General features: G+C 72.5%; 16 protein-coding genes. 9 read left to right on the forward strand and 7 right to left on the reverse strand.

Annotated elements, in window-relative coordinates:
- Positions 1-45: 45 nt before the first annotated feature.
- Positions 46-927: a hypothetical protein gene (locus D0Y53_RS04015; RefSeq protein WP_117201917.1), complete on the reverse strand. Its 882-nt coding sequence runs from the start codon at positions 925-927 to the stop codon at positions 46-48.
- Positions 928-1,004: 77 nt separating this feature from the next.
- Between D0Y53_RS04015 and D0Y53_RS04020 the strand changes: the two genes are divergently transcribed.
- Positions 1,005-2,282 carry an acetyl-CoA C-acetyltransferase gene (locus tag D0Y53_RS04020; protein WP_117202064.1) on the forward strand — a complete coding sequence of 426 codons (1,278 nt, stop codon included), beginning with the start codon at positions 1,005-1,007 and terminating at the stop codon, positions 2,280-2,282.
- Positions 2,283-3,082: 800 nt separating this feature from the next.
- Here D0Y53_RS04020 and D0Y53_RS04025 read toward each other — a convergent pair.
- From D0Y53_RS04025 to D0Y53_RS04035, 3 genes are all read right to left on the reverse strand, one after another.
- A complete protein-coding gene (locus tag D0Y53_RS04025) occupies positions 3,083-4,333 on the reverse strand; it encodes a heme biosynthesis protein HemY (protein WP_117201918.1) in 1,251 nt (416 codons plus the stop codon).
- 109 nt (positions 4,334-4,442) lie between these two features.
- Positions 4,443-5,456 carry a uroporphyrinogen-III C-methyltransferase gene (locus D0Y53_RS04030; RefSeq protein ID WP_117201919.1) on the reverse strand — a complete coding sequence of 338 codons (1,014 nt, stop codon included), beginning with the start codon at positions 5,454-5,456 and terminating at the stop codon, positions 4,443-4,445.
- The gene (locus tag D0Y53_RS04035) at positions 5,453-6,214 is read right to left on the reverse strand and encodes a uroporphyrinogen-III synthase (RefSeq protein WP_117201920.1); all 762 of its coding nucleotides are present in this window, start codon (positions 6,212-6,214) and stop codon (positions 5,453-5,455) included. The genes D0Y53_RS04030 and D0Y53_RS04035 overlap by 4 nt, the downstream gene beginning before the upstream one ends.
- 89 nt (positions 6,215-6,303) lie before the next feature.
- On the opposite strand from D0Y53_RS04035, the gene D0Y53_RS04040 reads away from it, so the two are divergent.
- The 5 genes from D0Y53_RS04040 (at position 6,304) to D0Y53_RS04060 (ending at position 9,902) form a co-directional block, all read left to right on the forward strand.
- Positions 6,304-6,813, forward strand: coding sequence for a YiiD C-terminal domain-containing protein (locus D0Y53_RS04040; protein WP_117201921.1), 510 nt, complete (start codon positions 6,304-6,306; stop codon positions 6,811-6,813).
- Positions 6,814-6,851: 38 nt separating this feature from the next.
- Complete coding sequence (locus tag D0Y53_RS04045; RefSeq protein ID WP_325048063.1) at positions 6,852-7,271, forward strand: hypothetical protein; 420 nt, start codon at positions 6,852-6,854, stop codon at positions 7,269-7,271.
- Between the two features lie 438 nt (positions 7,272-7,709).
- Positions 7,710-8,144 (forward strand): rhodanese-like domain-containing protein, encoded by a 435-nt coding sequence (locus tag D0Y53_RS04050; RefSeq protein WP_117201923.1) that lies wholly within the window; start codon positions 7,710-7,712, stop codon positions 8,142-8,144.
- Positions 8,145-8,324: 180 nt separating this feature from the next.
- The gene (gene secB / locus D0Y53_RS04055) at positions 8,325-8,846 is read left to right on the forward strand and encodes a protein-export chaperone SecB (RefSeq protein WP_117201924.1); all 522 of its coding nucleotides are present in this window, start codon (positions 8,325-8,327) and stop codon (positions 8,844-8,846) included.
- 12 nt (positions 8,847-8,858) lie between these two features.
- Positions 8,859-9,902, forward strand: coding sequence for an NAD(P)H-dependent glycerol-3-phosphate dehydrogenase (locus D0Y53_RS04060; protein WP_117201925.1), 1,044 nt, complete (start codon positions 8,859-8,861; stop codon positions 9,900-9,902).
- 1,054 nt (positions 9,903-10,956) lie between these two features.
- Here D0Y53_RS04060 and D0Y53_RS04065 read toward each other — a convergent pair.
- The 3 genes from D0Y53_RS04065 to D0Y53_RS04075 all read right to left on the reverse strand — a co-directional run bounded on the left by D0Y53_RS04065 (position 10,957) and on the right by D0Y53_RS04075 (position 13,124).
- The gene (locus tag D0Y53_RS04065; RefSeq protein WP_117201926.1) at positions 10,957-11,511 is read right to left on the reverse strand and encodes an OmpO family porin; all 555 of its coding nucleotides are present in this window, start codon (positions 11,509-11,511) and stop codon (positions 10,957-10,959) included.
- A gap of 146 nt (positions 11,512-11,657) precedes the next feature.
- Positions 11,658-12,137, reverse strand: a complete 480-nt coding sequence (locus D0Y53_RS04070) for a tRNA (cytidine(34)-2'-O)-methyltransferase (protein WP_117202065.1) — start codon at positions 12,135-12,137, stop codon at positions 11,658-11,660.
- A gap of 282 nt (positions 12,138-12,419) precedes the next feature.
- Positions 12,420-13,124 carry an SDR family oxidoreductase gene (locus D0Y53_RS04075; RefSeq protein ID WP_117201927.1) on the reverse strand — a complete coding sequence of 235 codons (705 nt, stop codon included), beginning with the start codon at positions 13,122-13,124 and terminating at the stop codon, positions 12,420-12,422.
- A gap of 180 nt (positions 13,125-13,304) precedes the next feature.
- Between D0Y53_RS04075 and D0Y53_RS04080 the strand changes: the two genes are divergently transcribed.
- The 3 genes from D0Y53_RS04080 to D0Y53_RS04090 all read left to right on the forward strand — a co-directional run bounded on the left by D0Y53_RS04080 (position 13,305) and on the right by D0Y53_RS04090 (position 18,059).
- Positions 13,305-16,199: a M16 family metallopeptidase gene (locus tag D0Y53_RS04080; protein ID WP_117201928.1), complete on the forward strand. Its 2,895-nt coding sequence runs from the start codon at positions 13,305-13,307 to the stop codon at positions 16,197-16,199.
- Between the two features lie 308 nt (positions 16,200-16,507).
- Positions 16,508-16,819, forward strand: a complete 312-nt coding sequence (locus D0Y53_RS04085; RefSeq protein ID WP_117201929.1) for a DUF4156 domain-containing protein — start codon at positions 16,508-16,510, stop codon at positions 16,817-16,819.
- 223 nt (positions 16,820-17,042) lie between these two features.
- Positions 17,043-18,059 (forward strand): 3-oxoacyl-ACP synthase III, encoded by a 1,017-nt coding sequence (locus D0Y53_RS04090; protein WP_117201930.1) that lies wholly within the window; start codon positions 17,043-17,045, stop codon positions 18,057-18,059.
- Positions 18,060-18,369 lie beyond the last annotated feature (310 nt).

Here is an 18,369-nt window from a genome sequence, read left to right on the forward strand (position 1 = left end):
CGCTCCCACGGCGCCTGCGCCCAGCCAGGCCGCGCGCGGGCCCGCCTACAGCTCGGGCTGGCCGCTGTCGCAGTGGATGAAGTTGACCGGTACCCCGTGCGCGCCCAGGATCGCGGCGAATTGCCGTTGCCGCGCCTGGAAGCGCTCGAAGTGCCGCGCCAGCCGCGCCTCGTCGGTACTGCCGCGGACGATGTAGCGCGCGCGCCAGGCGGCGGGCGTGAACAGCGCGATCCGCGCCTCGCCGTCGACGTAGTGCGCCAGCGGTTCCGGCGGCAGGTCCAGCCATTCCTCGGCCTGCGGCGCCAGCAGCGCGGTTTCCAGCAGCGGCCACAGCGCCGCCAGCCCGGCGTACTCGTACTGCCCGGCGATCATCGCCAGCACGTCGTGCAGGGTCAGGTACTGCGCGTGTTCCAGTTGCGCGCCGAACGCCTCCTGCAGCAGCAGCGCGGTTTCCGGACGGATCATGCCGCGGTCGATCAGCTCGTTCTCGAACACCTCGGCCACCGCGCCCGCGGTCGCGTCCGCGCCGACCAGCACCAGCGGCAGCAGCCGCAGCGCGCCGCCGGCGTAGTCGGCGGCCGGCGCCAGCGTCGCCGGCAACTGGCCGGCGTGCGCGCCGAAGGCGATGACCCGGGCGCCGTCGCCGCGTTCGCCGGGCGCGCGCGCGGCTAGCTGCTCCAGTTCGCGGTGCAGCGGCCAGCCCGGCCGCAGCAGTTCGACCGGGTCGTAATGCGCGCCGACCAGCGCCAGGTCCAGCTGCGCCACCCGCGGCTCGATCCGCGCCAGGTCGCCGGCGATACAGGTCGCCAGTTCGCCGGCCCGGGCCTGCGTCAGGGTGTCGCGCGCGGCGTGGCTGCCGGGCACCAGTTCCAGCACCAGCACCACCAGGGCGCAGCCGGTTTCGTTCGGGGCAGGGGTGTCGCTCATGCGTGATTGGCCGTGCACGGCTGCGGGACTACACTGCCATTATGCCTGCGACGTTCCGCGGGCCGTGCGAGGTCACCATGCTGCAAGGCCGTCCAGTCGCCGTGCTCGGCGGCGTCCGCATCCCGTTTTGCCGGCAGAACACGGCCTACGCCGACGTCGGCAACCTCGGCATGTCGGTGCGCACGCTCGGCGCGCTGGTCGAGAAGTTCGGCCTGCACGGCCAGCAGCTGGGCGAAGTGGCGATGGGCGCGGTGATCAAGCACCCCTCGGACTGGAACCTCGGTCGCGAGGCGACGCTGTCCTCGGGGCTGTCGCCGCTGACGCCCGGCATCACCCTGCAGCGCGCCTGCGGCACCTCGCTGGACGCGATCGTCGCCATCGGCAACAAGATCGCCACCGGCCAGATCGAGGCCGGCATCGGTGGCGGCAGCGACACCACCTCGGACGTGCCGATCGTCTACGGCCAGGCGCTGCGCCGGCGGCTGCTGCTGGCCGCGCGCGGCAAGACCTTCAAGGACAAGGTCGCGGCGTTCAAGGGCTTCCGCCTGCGCGAACTCAAGCCCGAGTTCCCGGGCGTGGCCGAGCCGCGCACCGGCAAGTCGATGGGCGACCACTGCGAGGACATGGCGCGGCAATGGAGCATCGGCCGCGACTCGCAGGACGAGTGGGCGGTCGGCTCGCACCGCAAGCTGGCCGCGGCCTACGAGCGCGGCTTTTTCGACGATCTGGTGGTCAGTTTCCGCGGCGTGGCGCGCGACAACATCCTGCGCCCGGACACCTCGCTGGAAAAACTGGCCACGCTCAAGCCGGCGTTCGACAAGACCTCCGGCCACGGCACCCTGACCGCCGCCAATTCCACGCCGCTGACCGACGGCGCCGCCGCCTGCTTGCTGGCGTCGGACACCTGGGCGGCCGCGCACGGCCACGAGGTCCTGTGCCACATCCGCGACGCGCAGGTGGCCGCGGTCGACTTCGTCCATGGCGAGGGCCTGTTGATGGCGCCGACCATCGCGGTGCCGGAGATGCTGGCGCGCAACGGGCTGACGCTGCAGGACTTCGACTTCTACGAGATCCACGAGGCCTTCGCCGCGCAGGTGCTGTGCACGCTGCGGGCGTGGGAGAGCGAGGAATACTGCAAGACGCGGCTGGGCCTGGCCGCGCCGCTGGGCCGGATCGATCCGGCCAGGATCAACCCCAACGGTTCCTCGTTGGCGACGGGTCACCCGTTCGCCGCCACCGGCGCGCGCATCGTCGCCACCGCGGCCAAGGAGCTGCAGGCGCGCGGCGGCGGCCGCTGCCTGGTGTCGATCTGCACCGCCGGCGGCATGGGCGTGGTCGCGATCCTGGAGCGCTGAGCGCGAGCGGTTCCTGCTGAGGGGCCTGGTGCCTCCCCCCGACATCCGGATCGGCTTCGCAACGAATCGCTGCTCGATGGGCTGGGGTGCTGCGCTCCTGACGAGCTGTCTTCAAGTCGGGTCGCGGACTATGCCTGTCCTGCACTTGTGCGATCGGCTTCGGAAGGAGTCGCGGCCCGGCGAGACGTGGGTGCTGCGTGCTCCTGACGGCATCCTGTCTTTTAGTCTGGGCGCGGGTGATGCCTGGCCTCGGGAGATCGGCTTCGGAGGGAGTCGCCGCCCGACGGGCTGGGGGTGCTGCGCCCTCCTGACGACCTCCTGTCTTTAAGTCGGGTCGTGGACCCTCCATGGTCCACTCTCCGCACCCCCAGCCCGCCGGGCGGCGACTTGGCGAGATTGGAGTTTCTCGCTTCGGCTGGTTGTTCCCACGCGCGCACTCACTTGCCTGGAAGCCGGTGGCCCGGCCTGTGCGGGACCGTCGGCGGCATGGATGCCGCCGAGGAGCCTACAGGGACGTATTCACGGCGTGTCCCGCGCAGGCCGGGCCACCGGCTTCACCCGCAAAGGTTTCCGCACTTGAAGCATGTATCCGGCGTGTCCCGCACAGGCCGGGCCACCGGCTTCCTTCACGGAAGCTTCCGCGCTTGAAGGGAAGTCATTCGTACCGTGCCTCGCGCTGGCGGGGGTATCGGCTTCCCTCGCAGAAGCTTCCGTGCTTGAAGGGAAGTCTTCTTCGCACCGTGTCCCGCACTGGCATGTCGTCGAACCGCGGGATCCGGATTGTTTCGACGACGCCCGGGTCAGCCGCGCAGCCGCGGCAGGCCGTGCTCGTCGCGCTCCTCGATTGCGGCGTGGTCCTGGATCTGCTGGCGCAGGTCGCGTACCGGCAGCGCCACCGGCGGTTCGTCGCGCGCGACGCGCAGGGCGTTGGCGTAGCACTGCCGCGCCAGCGCCTCCTCGCCGTTGTCGGCAAAGCCGTGGCCGAGTTCTTCCCAGGCCTCGCCGCCGGCGCCCTGGGCGATGGCGCGATGCAGGTAGTTCTCGGCCTGCGGCCACTGGCCCTGCGCGCGCGCCAGCCGCGCCAGCGTCAGCAGCAGCGCGGGGCTGGCCGGGTGCGCCGGCAGCCAGCGCTCGGCCTGGGCGCGGCGCGCCTCCAGGCGGCCCACGTCCAGGCTGCCGTAGCGCGCAGCCAGGGTCTCGTCCCAGCGCGTGTCCAGCGCCTGTTCCAGCGATCGGGTCGCGGCCTCGTCCCAGCGCAGGGCGGCGGCGCGTTGCGCGTAGGCGTCGACCACGGCCGGTTCGCTGCGCAGGGGCTTGGGCAGCGTTTCCCAGCGCTCGGCCAGCGCGTTGGCGTCGCCGGCCTGGCGCAGCGCGGCCTCGGCCCATTGCGCCTGCAGTGCGTCCAGCTGCGCGGCCGGCAACGCCTGCTGCTGGCGCAGCGCTCCTAGCAGGCCGTAGGCCTGCGCCGCCTGGCCGCTATCGGCCAGGATCTGCGCGCGCAGCGCCAGCCCGCGCGGCGGCAGCGGCTGCGCGGCGGGAGCGTCGAGCGCGACCAGGGCGTCGGTGGGGTGCTGCTCGGCGAGCGCGAGTTCGGCGGCGGCGATCGCGCGGCTGGCGGCGTGGCGCTCGCCCAGCGCCTGCAGCTGCGCGCGCGCGGCGGCGTGGTCGCCGCGCGCGGCTGCAGCGCGGGCGGCAGCCAGACGCGCGACGGCGTCGCCGTCGGTGCCGTCGGCCGCCTGCGCCAGCAGTTTCTCGGCGCGCGCGTAATGGCCCTGGTGCAGCGCTTCCAGACCCTCGCCCAGGCGCGCGCGGCCGCGGCGGTCGCGGTGCGTGCGCCAGCTGCGGAACGGCAGCGTCAGCAACCGCCACAGCAGCCACGCCGCGGCGGCGGCGGCCAGCAGGAGCAGCAGGCCGGCGGCGACGGTGGTGGTGTAGTCGCTGCCGCGGAAGCGCACCAGCACGTAGCCCGGATCGGCCAGCAGCAGCTGCGCCAGCAGGGCGCCGAGCAGCGCCAGCACGATCCAGAACAGCAGGTTGCGGAACAGGCCCATCGCGCGATCCTCCGGCAGTGGCGGGTAGCGCCCGCAGCGCCCGCAGCCTAGCCGGGCCGATGTCGGCACGGCGTTTGCGGGGCCGCGACGGCGGGCACGGTAGCGCGGATCAGCGTGCCGCGCGCGTGGACTGCAGTTGCTGCAAGGTGCTGCCGAGCGTGGGCAGCGCCAGCACCAGCGGCGCCGCCTGCAGCGCCCGCAGGCGCGCCTGCTGCTGCTGGCGCGCGGGCGACGGCGGCCACAGCCGCTGCAGCCAGCCGTCGGCGCGCTGCAGGGCGCCGCGCCAGGCAGCCTGGTCGCGGCGTTCGGCGGCGCTGCGGGCCAGCGCCAGTTCCAGTTGCAGGGCGGCGTAGCCGCTCGCGCGTTCCTGCGGAGCGACCGCGACCGCGCGCTCGGCCGGGCGGACCTGGACCAGGCCGGCGAATGCGCGCCGCCACCATGGCAGTGCCGCTGCCGGTGCGGCCTCCGGCAACACCGAAGGCGGCGCCAGGGTGGCGGCGAAGGCGTCCAGTTGCGCCAGCGCCAGCGCCTTGGGGTCGGTGCCCAGCGCGTCGAGGGCGGCGCGTTCCTGTGCCAGCGCCTGGCGCAGGTTGAGCCAGGCCGGATCGTCGATGCCGGCCAGGACGCCGGCGGCGAGCGCGTAGGCGCGACGGGCGCCGTCGAGATCCCCGGCCAGCTGCAGCCGCTGCATGCCGAGGCCGAGCAGCAACTCGACCTCGTCCAGGCGCAGCGCCTGGACGCCGTGGCGGGTCGGGTCGGCGAGCCGGTCGAGGCTGTCTTCCAGCAATGCCGCGCGCTGGCCGATGCCGAGCACCTCGTCGCGCAGCACGCGGGTGCCGGCGTCGGCCTGGGCGATGCGCTGCGCCTGTGCGCGCTGGTCGCGGCGCAGCGCGTCGATGCGGGCCTCCAGTGCGCGCCATTGCTCGGCATCGATGCGCGCGCTGGCGGCGGCCTGCGCCTGCCGTGCCTGCCACAGGCCCCAGCCGCGCCAGCCCAGCACCGCCAGCAGCAAGGCGACCAGCAGCCAGAACACTGCGCGGCCGCGGCGGCGCGGTGCGGGCGCAACGGGGGTGGTGGAAACGGCGTCGGTCACGGCGGCTTGGCGCTCGGCGGGGCGGCTCATGCTAGCGGATGCGCCGCGGCGGCTGCGGCCAGCAGATCGCGCGGGCGCGCACTGGCGGCGACGACGATGCGGTCGAAGCCATGGTCGCGCGCCAGTTGCGCCAGCCGGGCGCTGGCCGCCACGACCGCCGCGCGGCGCAGCCCGGCGACGGCGTCCGCCGGCAGCGTCGTCAGCACGCTGTCCAGTGCCGCGCCGCTGCTCAGCGCCAGCCAGGCCGGCGCCGTCAGCGCGCGCAATGCGGCCTGTGCGCGCGGCGCCGGCGCGATCGCGACGCGCTCATAGACATCGGCGCGCCACACCTGCGCGCCGCGGCGCTGCAGCGCCGGCGCGAGTTCGCCGCGCCCGCCCGGCGCGGTGACCAGGCCGACCGCGGTGCCGGCCAACGCCTGCAGGCCGGGCAGGGCCAGCAGTCCTTCGCTGTCCATCCGCGTCGGCGCCAGGACCGGGGCGGCACCGGCGCGGCGCAGGGCGGCCGCGGTGCCGGCGCCGACCGCAAACCATTGCCGGCCGCGGACCTCGGCCAGGGCCTGCAGCCGGGCCGCTGCGCGCACCGCCGCGGGACTGGTGAACAGCACCCGCGGCGCCGCCAGCGCCTGCGCCAGGGCGGCCCGGGTCGCGGTGTCGTCATGCGCCTGCAGCCGCCATGGCGACAGCGCCAGCAGCCGCGCGCCCCGCGCGGCGGCCGCGCGGCGCAGCGCCGCGTGCGCCCCGACCGGGCGCAGCGAGATCACGTAGCATCCGGCCAGCGGCAGGTCCATGCGATCAGCTTGGCACAAGCCGGCCGGCATGCGCGCCGTGTTGCCGGCGCGTCGCTCCTGCCCACCGTGTTGCCGGAGAAGGGTTCCGCATGACCATCCCCGTTGCGTCGCCGCTTTCGCCCGCCCTGCAGGCGCTGGACGCCCATTACCGGGCGATGCCGCCGGTCGCCGCGCTGCAATTGCGCATCGCCGGTTACGACGGCGCCTGCCTGCGCCTGTGCGCGCCGCTGGCGGCGCACGTCAACGACAAGGGCTGCGCGTTCGGCGGCAGTCTGGCGTCGCTGATGACCCTGGCCGGCTGGGGCCTGGCGACCCTGCGCCTGCAGCAGGCCGGGCTGGCGGCGGAGGTCTACGTCGCCGACAGCAACGTGCGCTACCGCGCGCCGCTGTACGCCGACCTGGAAGCCGAGGCGCGGCTGGCCGACGGCGAGTCCTGGGACGCGGTCTGCGCCGCGCTGCGCGAACACGGACGCGCCCGCACCTGGTTGCAGGCGTGGGTGCGGCTGCCCGACGGCGGCGTCGCCGCGGAGAGCCGCGCCCGTTTCGTGGCGATCGCGCGGCCGGCCGAGGGCGCCCGGGGCCATGCAGCCGCGGGTTAGGATGCAGGCTGACCCGGGGCGGAGCGCGCACGATGCGGATGTCGAAGTTCGGAAGGCTGCTGCTGTTGCTGCTGGCGTCGCTCGCGCTGACCGCCTGCGCCGCCGCGCGCATGGACCAGACCAACGCCCTGCGCCAGGCGCAGTACGCGTATTCGGCGGCGATCCGCTGGGGCGACTTCGAGGGCGCTTGGAACCTGGTCGATCCGGACTACCGCAAGGCGCATCCGATGACCGACCTGGAGTTCGCGCGCTACCGGCAGGTGCAGATCTCCGGCTACCACGACATGGGCGAGCAGATCGGCGAGACCCTCGCCGTGCGCGAGATCGGCATCGGCGTGATCAACCGCAACACCCTGGTCGAGCGCCAGGCGCGCTACACCGAGCGCTGGCGTTACGACCCGGAAGGCAAGGTCTGGTGGCTGACCGTCGGCCTGCCGGACCTGTGGCAGGGGGAGTAGCGCGTCTGCCGCGTGCCGGCGACGGCGTCGACTGCGGGCAAAGCCGGCTCCGGGCTGCCCCTCACCCGCCCTCTCCCGCAAGCGGGGCGAGGGAGATGCCCCGCCTCCTTCCGGCGCGCAGGGCGATGCAACGACGCATCCGCCAGTGCGGCGTCCTTGGCCGGACTCCTTCCCGCGCGCAGGGCGATGCAACGCTTTGCCTGCTCCCCCCTTGCACCGGGGATGCAACGCTTTGCCTTCTCCCCGCTTGCGGGGAGAAGGTGCCCGAAGGGCGGATGAGGGGCCGGCGCAGCGACGCAAATACCCGCCTTCTCCCCGACGGGGCACCCGTATAGCGACCGTAGCAGCAGGGCGACCAGCGTCCGGCGCCGGCACGGCCCCGCATCCGGCCTGTGCGACAATCGCCGCCCGCCAGACTCCCCGCGCGCCTGCCATACCGTGAATTTTGAAGAACTGATCGCCTTCGCCGGCCGCCATCCCTATCTGTCGCTGGCGCTGGCCGGCCTGACCCTGGCCATCCTCTACAACGAGCTGATCGGCCTGTTCCGCGGCTACAAGGGCCTGGCGCCGGCCGGGCTGACCGCGCTGGTCAACCGCGACAACGCGCTGGTGGTCGACCTGCGCCCGATCGCCGATTTCGACAAGGGCCACATCCCCGGCGCGAAGAACGTGCAGCTGAGCCAGTTCGACCCGGAGAGCAAGCAGCTCGCCGCGGCCAAGGCGCTGCCGGTGGTGCTGGTGTGCAAGTCCGGGCAGACCGCCGGCGGCGCCGCCAAGCGCCTGCACAAGGCCGGTTTCGAGCGGGTGTACGTGCTCGATGGAGGCATCGGCGTCTGGCAACAGGCGGATTTGCCGCTGGTCAAGGGCCGCTGAGGCGCCGGCGGGCGCGGCGCCCCGTACCGACGCGCGGATCCCCGCGGGCGTGGTCCACCGCCGCGCCTGAACCCGGGGCGCCGCGTCGCAGGCGCGCGACGCGCCGCCCGCGCCGGGGATCGGCGGCAGCCGTGCGATAATCCCCCGCTTACTTTCCGCATCCGCGCTGGAGTTTTCCCGATGGCCGAACAAGACACCCTCAACGGCGCCGCCGCCCCCGCCGACGCCACCGGCCCGATGTTCACGGTCGAGAAGCTCTACCTCAAGGACGTGTCCTTCGAGGCCCCGGGCGCGCCGCAGGTGTTCAACGAGCAGGGCCAGCCGCAGCTGCAGATGAACCTCAGCCAGAAGGTGCAGCGGCTGTCGGACAACGCCTTCGAGGTGGTGCTCGGCATCACCCTGACCTGCACCCTGGGCGAGAAGACCGCGTACCTGGCCGAAGTGCAGCAGGCCGGCGTGTTCGGCCTGGCCGGCTTCGACGAGCAGACCCTGGACGCGATGCTCGGCACCCACTGCCCGAACGCGCTGTATCCGTACGCGCGCCAGGCGATCAGCGACCTGATCGTCGGCGGTGGCTTCCCGCCGTTCCTGCTGCAGCCGATCAACTTCGAGTCGCTGTATGCCGAGAGCCTGCGCCAGCGCGCGCAGCAGGCGGCCGGCGGCGACGGCCTCGCCGACGCGGAAACCGCCGGCAACGCCTGAGCCGCGTCCGGCATGCAGGCACCTGCGTCCTCCCGCCCGGCGACCGGCAAGGTCGCCGTCCTCGGTGCGGGCTCCTGGGGCACCGCGCTGGCCGCGCTGATCGCCCGCCACGGCCATCCGACCGTGCTGTGGGGGCGCGACGCGGCGGTGGTGGAGGCGATCGACCGCCGCCACGAAAACCCGCATTACCTGCCCGGCATCGCCCTGCCGGAGGCGTTGCGCGCGACCACCGACCTGGCCGCGGCGCTGCGCGCGGCCGGGCTGGTGCTGGTGGCGGTGCCTTCGCACGCTTTCACGCAAACCCTGCACGCCTTGGCGCCGCTGCGTCCGGCGCACGCCGGCGTGGCCTGGGCGACCAAGGGCTTCGAGCCCGGCTCCGGACGCTTCCTGCATGAAGTCGCCGCCGACACGCTGGGTCCCGGCGTGCCGCTGGCGGTGGTCACCGGGCCGTCGTTCGCGAAGGAGGTCGCGCAGGGGCTGCCGACCGCGGTGACCGTGCACGGCGAGGACGCCGGGTTCGTGCAGCAGGTCGCCGAAGTCCTGCACGGCCCGGAATTCCGCGCCTATACCGGCGACGACCTGCGCGGCGCCGAACTCGGCGGCGCGATGAAGAACGTGCTCGCGGTCGCCACCGGCGCCGCCGACGGCATGAACCTCGGCCTCAACGCGCGTACCGGCCTGATTACCCGCGGCCTCAACGAGATGCTGCGGCTCAACGCCGCGATCGGCGGCCGCCCGGAAACGCTGATGGGCCTGGCCGGGCTCGGCGACCTGGTGCTGACCTGCACCGGCGACCTGTCGCGCAACCGCCGCCTGGGCCTGGCGCTGGGTCGCGGCCAGTCGCTGCAGGACGCGGTGCGCGAGATCGGCCAGGTGGTCGAGTCGGTGCAGACCGCCGACGAGGTGATGCGCCTGGCGCAGCGCCACGGCCTGGAACTGCCGATCGCGCAGAACGTGCGCGACGTGCTGCACGGCGACATCACTCCCGCCGAGGCGCTGCAGCGCCTGCTGGCGCGTGAGCAGAAAGCCGAATACGCGGGCGACCTGTTCCGGTAACCGTGATCGGTGCGCGACGGTCCTGCGCGCCCGGAAAAATTCTTCTCCCGACTCGGGAATCGGCTTCGGACGCAGTCATCTCCAGGCGAGCCCGGGGTGCTGCGTTCTCCTGACGACGTCCTGTCTTCAAGAAGATCTGACGAAGCGTTGTCGTCATCCCCGCGAAAACGGGGATCCCGTGTCCTCGGGCCATCGAAAACGAGACTCGGGGGTAGGCAGCATGCGCGCGCCGCGCTTTTGAAGCCGAGCTGGTCGAGCGTTCCTCGACTGCGGGCGTTTTGCGGTGCTTTTCCCGACTGCGGGGATCGGCTTCGGCAGGAGTCGCCGCCCGGCGGGCTGGGTGCCGCGTTCTCCTGACGACGTCCTGTCTTTCAGTTGGGGCGCAGGCCATCCTGGTCTGACCTTGGAAGATCGGCTTCGGGGGAGTCGCCGCCCGGCGGGCTGGGGGTGCTGCGCCCTCCTGACGACGTCCTGTCTTTAAGTCGGGTCGTGGACCATCCATGGTCCACTCTCCGCACCCCCAGCCCGCCGGGCAGCGACTTGGCGAGATTGGAGGCTCGTCGCTTCGGCTGGTTGTTCCCACGCACGCCGACTCACTTGCCAGAAGCCGGCGGCCCGGCCTGTGCGGGACCGTCGGCGGCATGGATGCCGCCGAGGAGCCTACAGGGACGTATTCACGGCGTGTCCCGCACAGGCCGGGCCACCGGCTTCCCTCGCGGCAGCTTCCGCGCTTGAAGGGAAGTCTTCACGGCGTGCCCCGCACGGGCCGGGCCGCCGGCTTCCCTCTCAAAGTTTCCGCACTTGAAGCATGTATCCGGCGTGTCCCGCACGGGCTGGGCCACTGACTTCCCCCGCAAAGGTTTCCGCACTTGAAGCTTGTAGCCGGCATGTCCCGCATGGGCCGGATCACCGGCTTCCCACGCAGAGAATCCTGCGCATGCGGCGGAGACATAAAAAAACCCGGCCGTTGCCGGCCGGGTCCGATCGCGAAAACCCAGGGGAGGGAGCGTCCGCGATCTTGCCCTTCGTCAGGGTCTTGCTTGTCGAGGCGCGCTTACCAGGTCAGGCGCGGGCCGACGAACCACTGGGTGTCGCCGCTGACCAGCTTGACGTCCGCGGCCACGCCCCAGTTGGGGTTGAACTTCACCTGCGCGCCGAGGCGGCCGTAGAAATCGCCGTCGAACTCGTCGCCGTCCTCGTAGCCGGCCAGCGCGTAACCTTCCAGCATCGGCGTCATCGCGCCGCGCACGCCGGCTTCCACGCTGTAGCCGTCGGCGTCCAGGCCGTTGCCGGCGTCGAACTTCTCGTAGGCCACGCGGGTCAGCAGGTCCATGTTGCGCGAGATTTCGTGGTTGTAGCCCACGCCCAGGCGCCACTGGTCGAAGTCGGCGTCGAAATCCTTGAGGTCCTGGTTGGCATAGCCGCCGAACAGGTGGAAGTTGGGGCTGAGCGCGGCCGAGCCGTCCAGGCCCCAGCCGTCGGCATCGCCGGAATCGGTGTTGGTGGCGACGTAGCCGCCCTGCACGTAGTTGTAGGAGATGCCGTCGGCGGCCGAGGCGGCGAAGGGCAGCGCGGCGATCAGGGCGAGTGCAAGGAACGAACGTTTCATGGAGGCCTCTTTTTCTGTTTTATGGGGCCGGCGCAGCGACGCGGGGGAGGGCGGGGCCGAACCGGTGGCGCCATTGTCCAAGCGCGAACGCAACCGCGCCTGAAGCCGCTGCGCGGGCGCGACGGAACTATTCCCGCCCTGTTCAGTCAGGCGGCGCCGGCGAAGCCGCACTGCCGCCAGGCTTCGTACACCACCACCGCGACCGCATTGGACAGGTTGAGGCTGCGGTTGTGCGGGCGCATCGGCAGCCGCAGCCGCTGCGCCGGCGGCAATGCCGCGAGCACCGCGGCAGGCAGGCCGCTGCTTTCGCTGCCGAACACGAACGCGTCGCCGGCGGCGAACGCCGGCGCGTCGAAGCGCGTGTCGCCGCGGCTGCTCAGCGCGTACACCCGCGGCGGCTTGCCGTCGCGTCGCGCCAGTGCGGCCAGCACGGCGTCGAGCGAGGCGTGTACCTGCACGCTGGCGTACTCGTGGTAGTCCAGTCCGGCGCGGCGCAACTGCGCGTCCTCCAGGGTGAAGCCCAGCGGCTGCACCAGGTGCAGCCGCGCGCCGGTGTTGGCGCACAGGCGGATGACGTTGCCGGTGTTGGGCGGGATCTGCGGCTGGTGCAGGATGACGTCGAACATCGCGACATTATCGGCGGCCGGTGCGCCGCTGCAGCGCGCCGGCGCCGGCGGCGAGAGCGCGGCGGCGACGCCCAGCAGCGCCAGCAGCGGCAGGGCCAGCAGGCCGCGGAGCAGTTGGGTGTGCAGGGACATCGGAGTCTCCTCGTGCACGCTCCCGGGATGGGGGCGGACACGGGGAACCACGCAGGCCGCGTGCCAGCGACAAACGCCTGCTGCGGCGGGATTTGCCGGCGGCGCCGGCGTGTCCGTGCGTCCGCGCGGACGTCCGCCGGTGCAGCCGCGTCACCAGGGCAGCGGTTGTCCGCGCCAGTCGCGGAAGCTGCCGCTGTCGTCGCTGCCGGCGGCGTCGATCACCCGCAGCAGGCCGGCCACGGCATCGGCCACCGGCACCGTGGCCCGCTCGCCGCCCATGGCGGTCTGCGCCCAACCCGGGTGCAGCGCCAGCACCACGATCCCGCGCGGCGCCAGCGCCTGCGCCAGCAGCGCGGTGGCCATGTTCTGCGCCGCCTTGCTGAGGTTGTAGCTGGGCGTGCCGAAGCGGTTCACCGAGGCGATCGAGCCGAGCACCGAACTCAGGTTGGCCACGCGCGCGCCGTCGCGCAGCCACGGCGCCAGCGCCTGGGTCAGCAGCAGCGGACCCATCGCGTTGGTGCGGAAGCTGTCTTCCAGCGTCGCCGCCGCCACGCTGCCGAAACGCTCGCCCGAGTGCAGCACGCCGGCACAGTTGACCAGCAGGTCCAGGCGCGCGGCGTGGTCCAGCAGCGGCAGCTCGCGGGCGAGTTCGGCGATCGCCCGGGGATCGGCCACGTCCAGCGGCAGCACGTACAGGCGCCCGGGATGCTCGCCGGCCAGGGCGTTGAGGGCGGTGGCCTTGCCCGGATGGCGGCAGGTCGCGACCACCTGCCCGCCGCGGGCCAGCAGTTGTCGCACGAATTCCAGGCCGAGGCCGCGGTTGGCGCCGGTGACGAGGCTGCGGGGCGTGTCCATGGCGCGAGTATGCCGCGTTGCAAGCGGTTCCAGGCCGCGCGCGGCCGCGGCATCGGGACTTTTGGCCTAGAGCCCGGAGTGTGACGGCGGTTACGATGCCGGTTCGCTTCATCTGCGTTTCACGACGTCCCGCGCGGCTCCCGCCGCGGCCGCCGCCCCGACCCCGCACAGGAGTGCCGCATGTCCCTCGCCGTCGCCCGTCCGTTCCGTCGTCCCCGCGCGCTGCTGCGCCGGGGCGCCCTCGCCCTCGCCCTGGGCGCCGTGTTCGGCGGCGGCGTCTACGCCCCGGCGGCGCAGGCCCAGGGCGCGACCGCCACGGTCGACATCCCCTACCAGGAGTTCACCCTGCCCAACGGCTTGCGGGTGGTGGTGCACGAGGACCACAAGGCGCCGATCGTCGCGGTCAACCTCTGGTACCACGTCGGCAGCAAGGACGAGCCGGCCGGGCGCACCGGCTTCGCGCACCTGTTCGAGCACCTGATGTTCAACGGCTCGGAAAACCACACCGGCGAATATTTCGAGCCGTTCGAGCTGGCCGGCGCCACCGACATGAACGGCACCACCAACTCCGACCGCACCAACTACTTCCAGAACGTGCCCACCACCGCGCTGGACATGGCGCTGTGGATGGAGTCCGACCGCATGGGCCACCTGCTCGGCGCGATCGACCAGAAGACCCTGGACGAGCAGCGCGGCGTGGTCCAGAACGAGAAGCGCCAGGGCGAGAACCAGCCCTACGGCCTGGTCTGGGACGCGCTCGGCAAGGCCCTGTACCCCGCCAGCCATCCCTACCACCACAGCACCATCGGCTCGATGGCCGACTTGAACGCGGCCTCGCTGGAGGACGTCAAGAACTGGTTCCGCAGCTGGTACGGCCCCAACAACGCGGTGCTGGTGCTGGCCGGCGACATCGACCTGGCCACCGCCAAGGCCAAGGTGGCGAAGTACTTCGGCGACATCCCGGCCGGCCCGACCATGGCGCAACCGGCGGTCGATGTCGCCCGCCTCGCCGCCTCCAGCCGCGAGGTGATGACCGACAAGGTGCCGCAGGCGCGCGTCTACCGGGTCTGGAACGTCGCCGAGTACGGCCAGCCCGACGTCGAGCGCCTGCAGCTGCTGGCGCAGGTGCTCGGCGGCAGCAAGGCCTCGCGCCTGGACAAGCGCCTGGTGTTCGACGACAAGCTCGCCGACAAGGTCTCCGCGCAGGTCTCGCAGTCGCAGCTGGGCAGCAATTTCCTGATCATGGCCGACGTCCGGCAGGGCGTGGATCCGGCCAAGGTCGAGGCGGCGATCGCCGAGGAAGTGCAGCGGCTGCTGGCGCAGGGCCCCAGCGCGGCCGAGACCGAGCAGGCGCGCACCGTGTTCAAGGCCGGCTTCATCCGCGGCATCGAGCGCATCGGCGGCTTCGGCGGCAAGGCCGACGCGCTGGCCGAGTGCACGGTCTACACCGGCGATCCCGGCTGCTTCCGCGCCAGCCTGGCGACCATCGACGGCGCCAGCGCCGCCGACCTGCAGGCCGCCGGCCAGCGCTGGCTGGCCGGTGGCGAGCACACCCTGGTGGTGGTGCCGGGCGAGCGCCAGCCGGTCGCCGAGGAGCCGGCGGTGACCCCGGCGCCGTTGACCCTGCCGCCGGTGGACGCGAAATACACCACCACCGCCAGCAGCGTGGACCGCAGCCAGGGCGTGCCGAGCGTCGACACGTTCCCGGATCTGGCGTTCCCGGCGCTGCAGCGCGCGACCCTGTCCAACGGTACCCGCGTGATCCTGGCCGAGCGCCACGACATCCCGGTGGTGCAGCTGAGCTACCAGTTCGGCGGCGGCTACGCCTCCGACCACGGCGGCAAGCTCGGCGCCGCCAGCTTCGCCATGGGTATGCTCGACGAGGGCGCGGCCGACATGGACGCGCTGGCCTTCGGCAACCGCGCCGAGGCGCTGGGCGCCAACCTCGGCGCCGCGGCCGCGCTCGACGGCGGCAGCGCCTGGCTGTCGGCGCTGAAGGAAAAGCTCGAACCCTCGCTGCAGCTGTTCGCGCAGATGCTGCGCCAGCCGCGCTTCGAGCAGAAGGAAATCGACCGCGTGCGCGCCAGCTGGATCGCCGGCATCGGCCAGGAGAAGGCGCGTCCCAACGGCGCCGCGCTGCGGGTGCTGCCGCCGCTGCTGTACGGCGCGAGCCATCCCTACGCGATCCCGTTCAGCGGCAGCGGCACCGAAGCCTCGATCGCGGCGCTGACCCGCGAGGACCTGGTCGCCTACCACGACGCCTACGTGCGCCCGGAACGCGCCACCCTGATCGTGGTCGGCGACACCACGCTGGCGGAGATCACGCCGAAGCTGGAAGCCGTGTTCGGCGACTGGAAAGGCAACGGCGCCGCCCCGGCCGCCCCCGCGGTCGCCGCCGTGGCGCGTCCGCAGCAGCCGCGCGTGTACCTGATCGACCAGCCCGGCGCGATCCAGGCCAACATCTTCGCCGGCGAGCTGATGCCCTCGAGCAAGGATCCCGGCGCAACCCAGCTGGAAATCGCCAACACCGTGCTCGGCGGCCAGTTCTCCTCGCGCCTGAACATGAACCTGCGCGAGGACAAGCACTGGGCCTACGGCGCCTACAGCTTCCTGCGCGAGGCGCTCGGCGAGCGCCCGTGGCTGGCCTTCGCCCCGGTGCAGATCGACAAGACCGTCGACGCGCTCAAGGAGATGGCGCGCGAGATCGGCGACTACGGCAGCGGCCAGGCGCCGGCCACCGCGGCCGAGGTCGAGAAGGTCAAGGCGACCGAGATCCGCGGCCTGCCCGGCTCCTACGAGACCGCGGCGGCGGTGCTGGGCGAGATCGCCGGCATCGTCCGCTACGACCGTCCGGACGACTACGTCGTGCGCCGCGCCGCCGAGATCAAGGCGCTGACCCCGGCGCAGGTGGTGGCCGCGGCGCGCGCGATCGACCCGGCCGCGCTGACCTGGGTGGTGGTCGGCGACCTGGCGACGATCGAGCAGCCGATCCGCGCGCTGAACCTGGGCGCGGTGAGCGTGGTCGACGCCGACGGCCAGCCGGTCGCGGCCACGGCCGCGGCCGCGACCGAGTAAGGCAAGGCCCGGGCAGCGCGCCGGAGCGTCGTTCCCGCAAGGCCGGAGGCTCGGCGGACGCCTGTCCGCCCCTCCGGGGGTTTTGCGCGACGATGGAGCGAAGGCGCTGGATCGGCGCTCTCGCGGGGACGGCGGTCGTTGTCCGGTTTCCCGAGCCGCCGCACGCCTTGCGCCGGCCCGCGTCGGCGGGCGGTCCGCGGGCCGCACGCCGCGTGGCGTGGATGCATGCCACGCGCGGCCGCCCGTATTGCCCGATTCAGCCCCGCGCGGCCACACTGCACCGCATGAGTCATCGCCACGGAGCCGCCATGCGCCGATTGCCCGCCGTCCTGTCCCTCGCCCTGCTGGCCAGCGGCTGCACCTGGGTGCACATGGCCCCGGGCGCCAGCGCGGTGCGGGTGGCGGCCACGGCCCCGGCCGGCTGCGAGCCGCGCGGCGAGGTCGAGGTCTCGGTCAAGGACAGCATCGTTTTCTACGACCGCAACCGGCTGCGGGTGCGCGAGGAGCTGGAGACGCTGGCCCGCAACGAGGCCCCGGGCCTGGGTGCGGACACCGTGCAGCCGCTGGACGGCCCGGAAGACGGCCGCCAGCGCTACGCCGCCTGGCGCTGCGGGCGCTGAGCCGAAGGCCGGAGCGACGCCCGCGGGATTCTCCCCGCGGCAAGGCCGGACGCCCGACCGGCCCGGGCGCAGGGTCGCCCGCGGCCGGCAGCCGGGCGGCCCCGCGCTGCGGCGCGCCCCGGCCGCGCCTGCCGCTGCGTTCCGCGCCGATCCGTGACCCGCGCAATGTGCGGGCTCGCGCAAGGCGCTATCCTGTATTGTTTTCGTAACCGGTCCACTGCCCATGTTGTTCCAGCACGTCGCCATCGCCGGCCTGGCCCATATCGACGCCCCGCGCCGGCTGAGCTCGGACGAGATCAACGCCCGCCTCAAGCCCACCCTCGACCGCCTCGGGATCAGGACCGACGTGCTCCAGGACATCGCCGGCATCCACGCCCGGCACCTGTGGCAGGAAGGCATGCTGGCGTCCGACGCGGCCACCCTGGCCGGGGTCAAGGCGCTGGCCGACGCCGGCATCGACCCGGACAAGGTCGGGCTGCTGGTCAACACCTCGGTCAGCCGCGACTTCCTGGAGCCGTCCACCGCCTCGATCGTCAGCGGCAACCTCGGCCTGGGCGACGAATGCCAGAACTTCGACGTCGCCAACGCCTGCCTGGCGTTCCTCAACGGCATGGACATCGCCAGCCGCATGATCGAGCGCGGCGAGATCGAGTACGCGCTGGTGGTCGACGGCGAGACCGCCGACCTGGCCTACGAGAAGACCCTGGAGCGCATGACCCGCGCCGACTCCACCGAGGCCGACTTCCGCAACGAGCTGGCGACCCTGACCCTGGGTTCCGGCGCCGCCGCCATGGTACTGGCGCGCGCCGAGCTGGCCCCGGGCGCGCCGCGCTACCGCGGCGGCGTCACCCGCGCGGCGACGCAGTGGAACAAACTGTGCCGCGGCAACCTCGACGGCATGATCACCGACACCCGCACCCTGCTCACCGAGGGCGTCAAGCTGGCGCAGAAGACCTTCCTGGTGGCCAAGCAGAAGCTCGGCTGGGTCGCCGGGGAGCTGGACGAATACGTCATCCACCAGGTCAGCAAGGTGCACACCGCCGCCTTCACCAAGGCGATGGGCATCGACCCGCGCAAGGTGCTGACGATCTTCGGCGAGCACGGCAACATCGGCCCGGCCTCGGTGCCGATCGTGCTCAGCAAGCTGCGCGAGATGGGGCGCCTGAAGAAAGGCAGCCGCATCGCCCTGCTGGGCATCGGCTCGGGCCTGAACTGCTCGATGGCCGAGGTGGTCTGGTAGGCCCGACGTGTATGGAAATGCCGGTTTCGTATGCACGTCGGGAGGGACGTGCATGCAAAGCGGACTTCTTCCGCCAGTCCGGGCAGCCCTTCAAGTTTCGTATGCACGTCGGGAGGGACGTGCATGCAAAGCCGGGTTTCAAAAGCCACGGGAGCTTTGAAAGATTCCGGCTCTAATTTTCCTTGCAGGGCCTCTTTGAGGCTCCTGGGGGAAAAGATTCGGTACGTACCCGGGCGTTCATGTCCAAAATTGCTTCCTTTTTCGACATGACGGCGGCATCATGTCGACGCCATCGACATGAGCGGCCCGC

It is taken from the genome of Cognatiluteimonas weifangensis (genome assembly GCF_003416885.1).
In the GTDB taxonomy this organism is placed as follows: domain Bacteria; phylum Pseudomonadota; class Gammaproteobacteria; order Xanthomonadales; family Xanthomonadaceae; genus Cognatiluteimonas; species Cognatiluteimonas weifangensis.

Bases quoted from the DNA above. Each gene is read 5' to 3' on its own strand.
- D0Y53_RS04015 (WP_117201917.1), bottom strand. From the start codon at position 927: ATGAGCGACACCCCTGCCCCGAACGAAACCGGCTGCGCCCTGGTGGTG.
- D0Y53_RS04020 (WP_117202064.1), top strand. From the start codon at position 1,005: ATGCTGCAAGGCCGTCCAGTCGCCGTGCTCGGCGGCGTCCGCATCCCG.
- D0Y53_RS04025 (WP_117201918.1), bottom strand. From the start codon at position 4,333: ATGGGCCTGTTCCGCAACCTGCTGTTCTGGATCGTGCTGGCGCTGCTC.
- D0Y53_RS04030 (WP_117201919.1), bottom strand. From the start codon at position 5,456: ATGAGCCGCCCCGCCGAGCGCCAAGCCGCCGTGACCGACGCCGTTTCC.
- D0Y53_RS04035 (WP_117201920.1), bottom strand. From the start codon at position 6,214: ATGGACCTGCCGCTGGCCGGATGCTACGTGATCTCGCTGCGCCCGGTC.
- D0Y53_RS04040 (WP_117201921.1), top strand. From the start codon at position 6,304: ATGACCATCCCCGTTGCGTCGCCGCTTTCGCCCGCCCTGCAGGCGCTG.
- D0Y53_RS04045 (WP_325048063.1), top strand. From the start codon at position 6,852: ATGTCGAAGTTCGGAAGGCTGCTGCTGTTGCTGCTGGCGTCGCTCGCG.
- secB (WP_117201924.1), top strand. From the start codon at position 8,325: ATGGCCGAACAAGACACCCTCAACGGCGCCGCCGCCCCCGCCGACGCC.
- D0Y53_RS04060 (WP_117201925.1), top strand. From the start codon at position 8,859: ATGCAGGCACCTGCGTCCTCCCGCCCGGCGACCGGCAAGGTCGCCGTC.
- D0Y53_RS04065 (WP_117201926.1), bottom strand. From the start codon at position 11,511: ATGAAACGTTCGTTCCTTGCACTCGCCCTGATCGCCGCGCTGCCCTTC.
- D0Y53_RS04070 (WP_117202065.1), bottom strand. From the start codon at position 12,137: ATGTTCGACGTCATCCTGCACCAGCCGCAGATCCCGCCCAACACCGGC.
- D0Y53_RS04075 (WP_117201927.1), bottom strand. From the start codon at position 13,124: ATGGACACGCCCCGCAGCCTCGTCACCGGCGCCAACCGCGGCCTCGGC.
- D0Y53_RS04080 (WP_117201928.1), top strand. From the start codon at position 13,305: ATGTCCCTCGCCGTCGCCCGTCCGTTCCGTCGTCCCCGCGCGCTGCTG.
- D0Y53_RS04085 (WP_117201929.1), top strand. From the start codon at position 16,508: ATGCGCCGATTGCCCGCCGTCCTGTCCCTCGCCCTGCTGGCCAGCGGC.
- D0Y53_RS04090 (WP_117201930.1), top strand. From the start codon at position 17,043: ATGTTGTTCCAGCACGTCGCCATCGCCGGCCTGGCCCATATCGACGCC.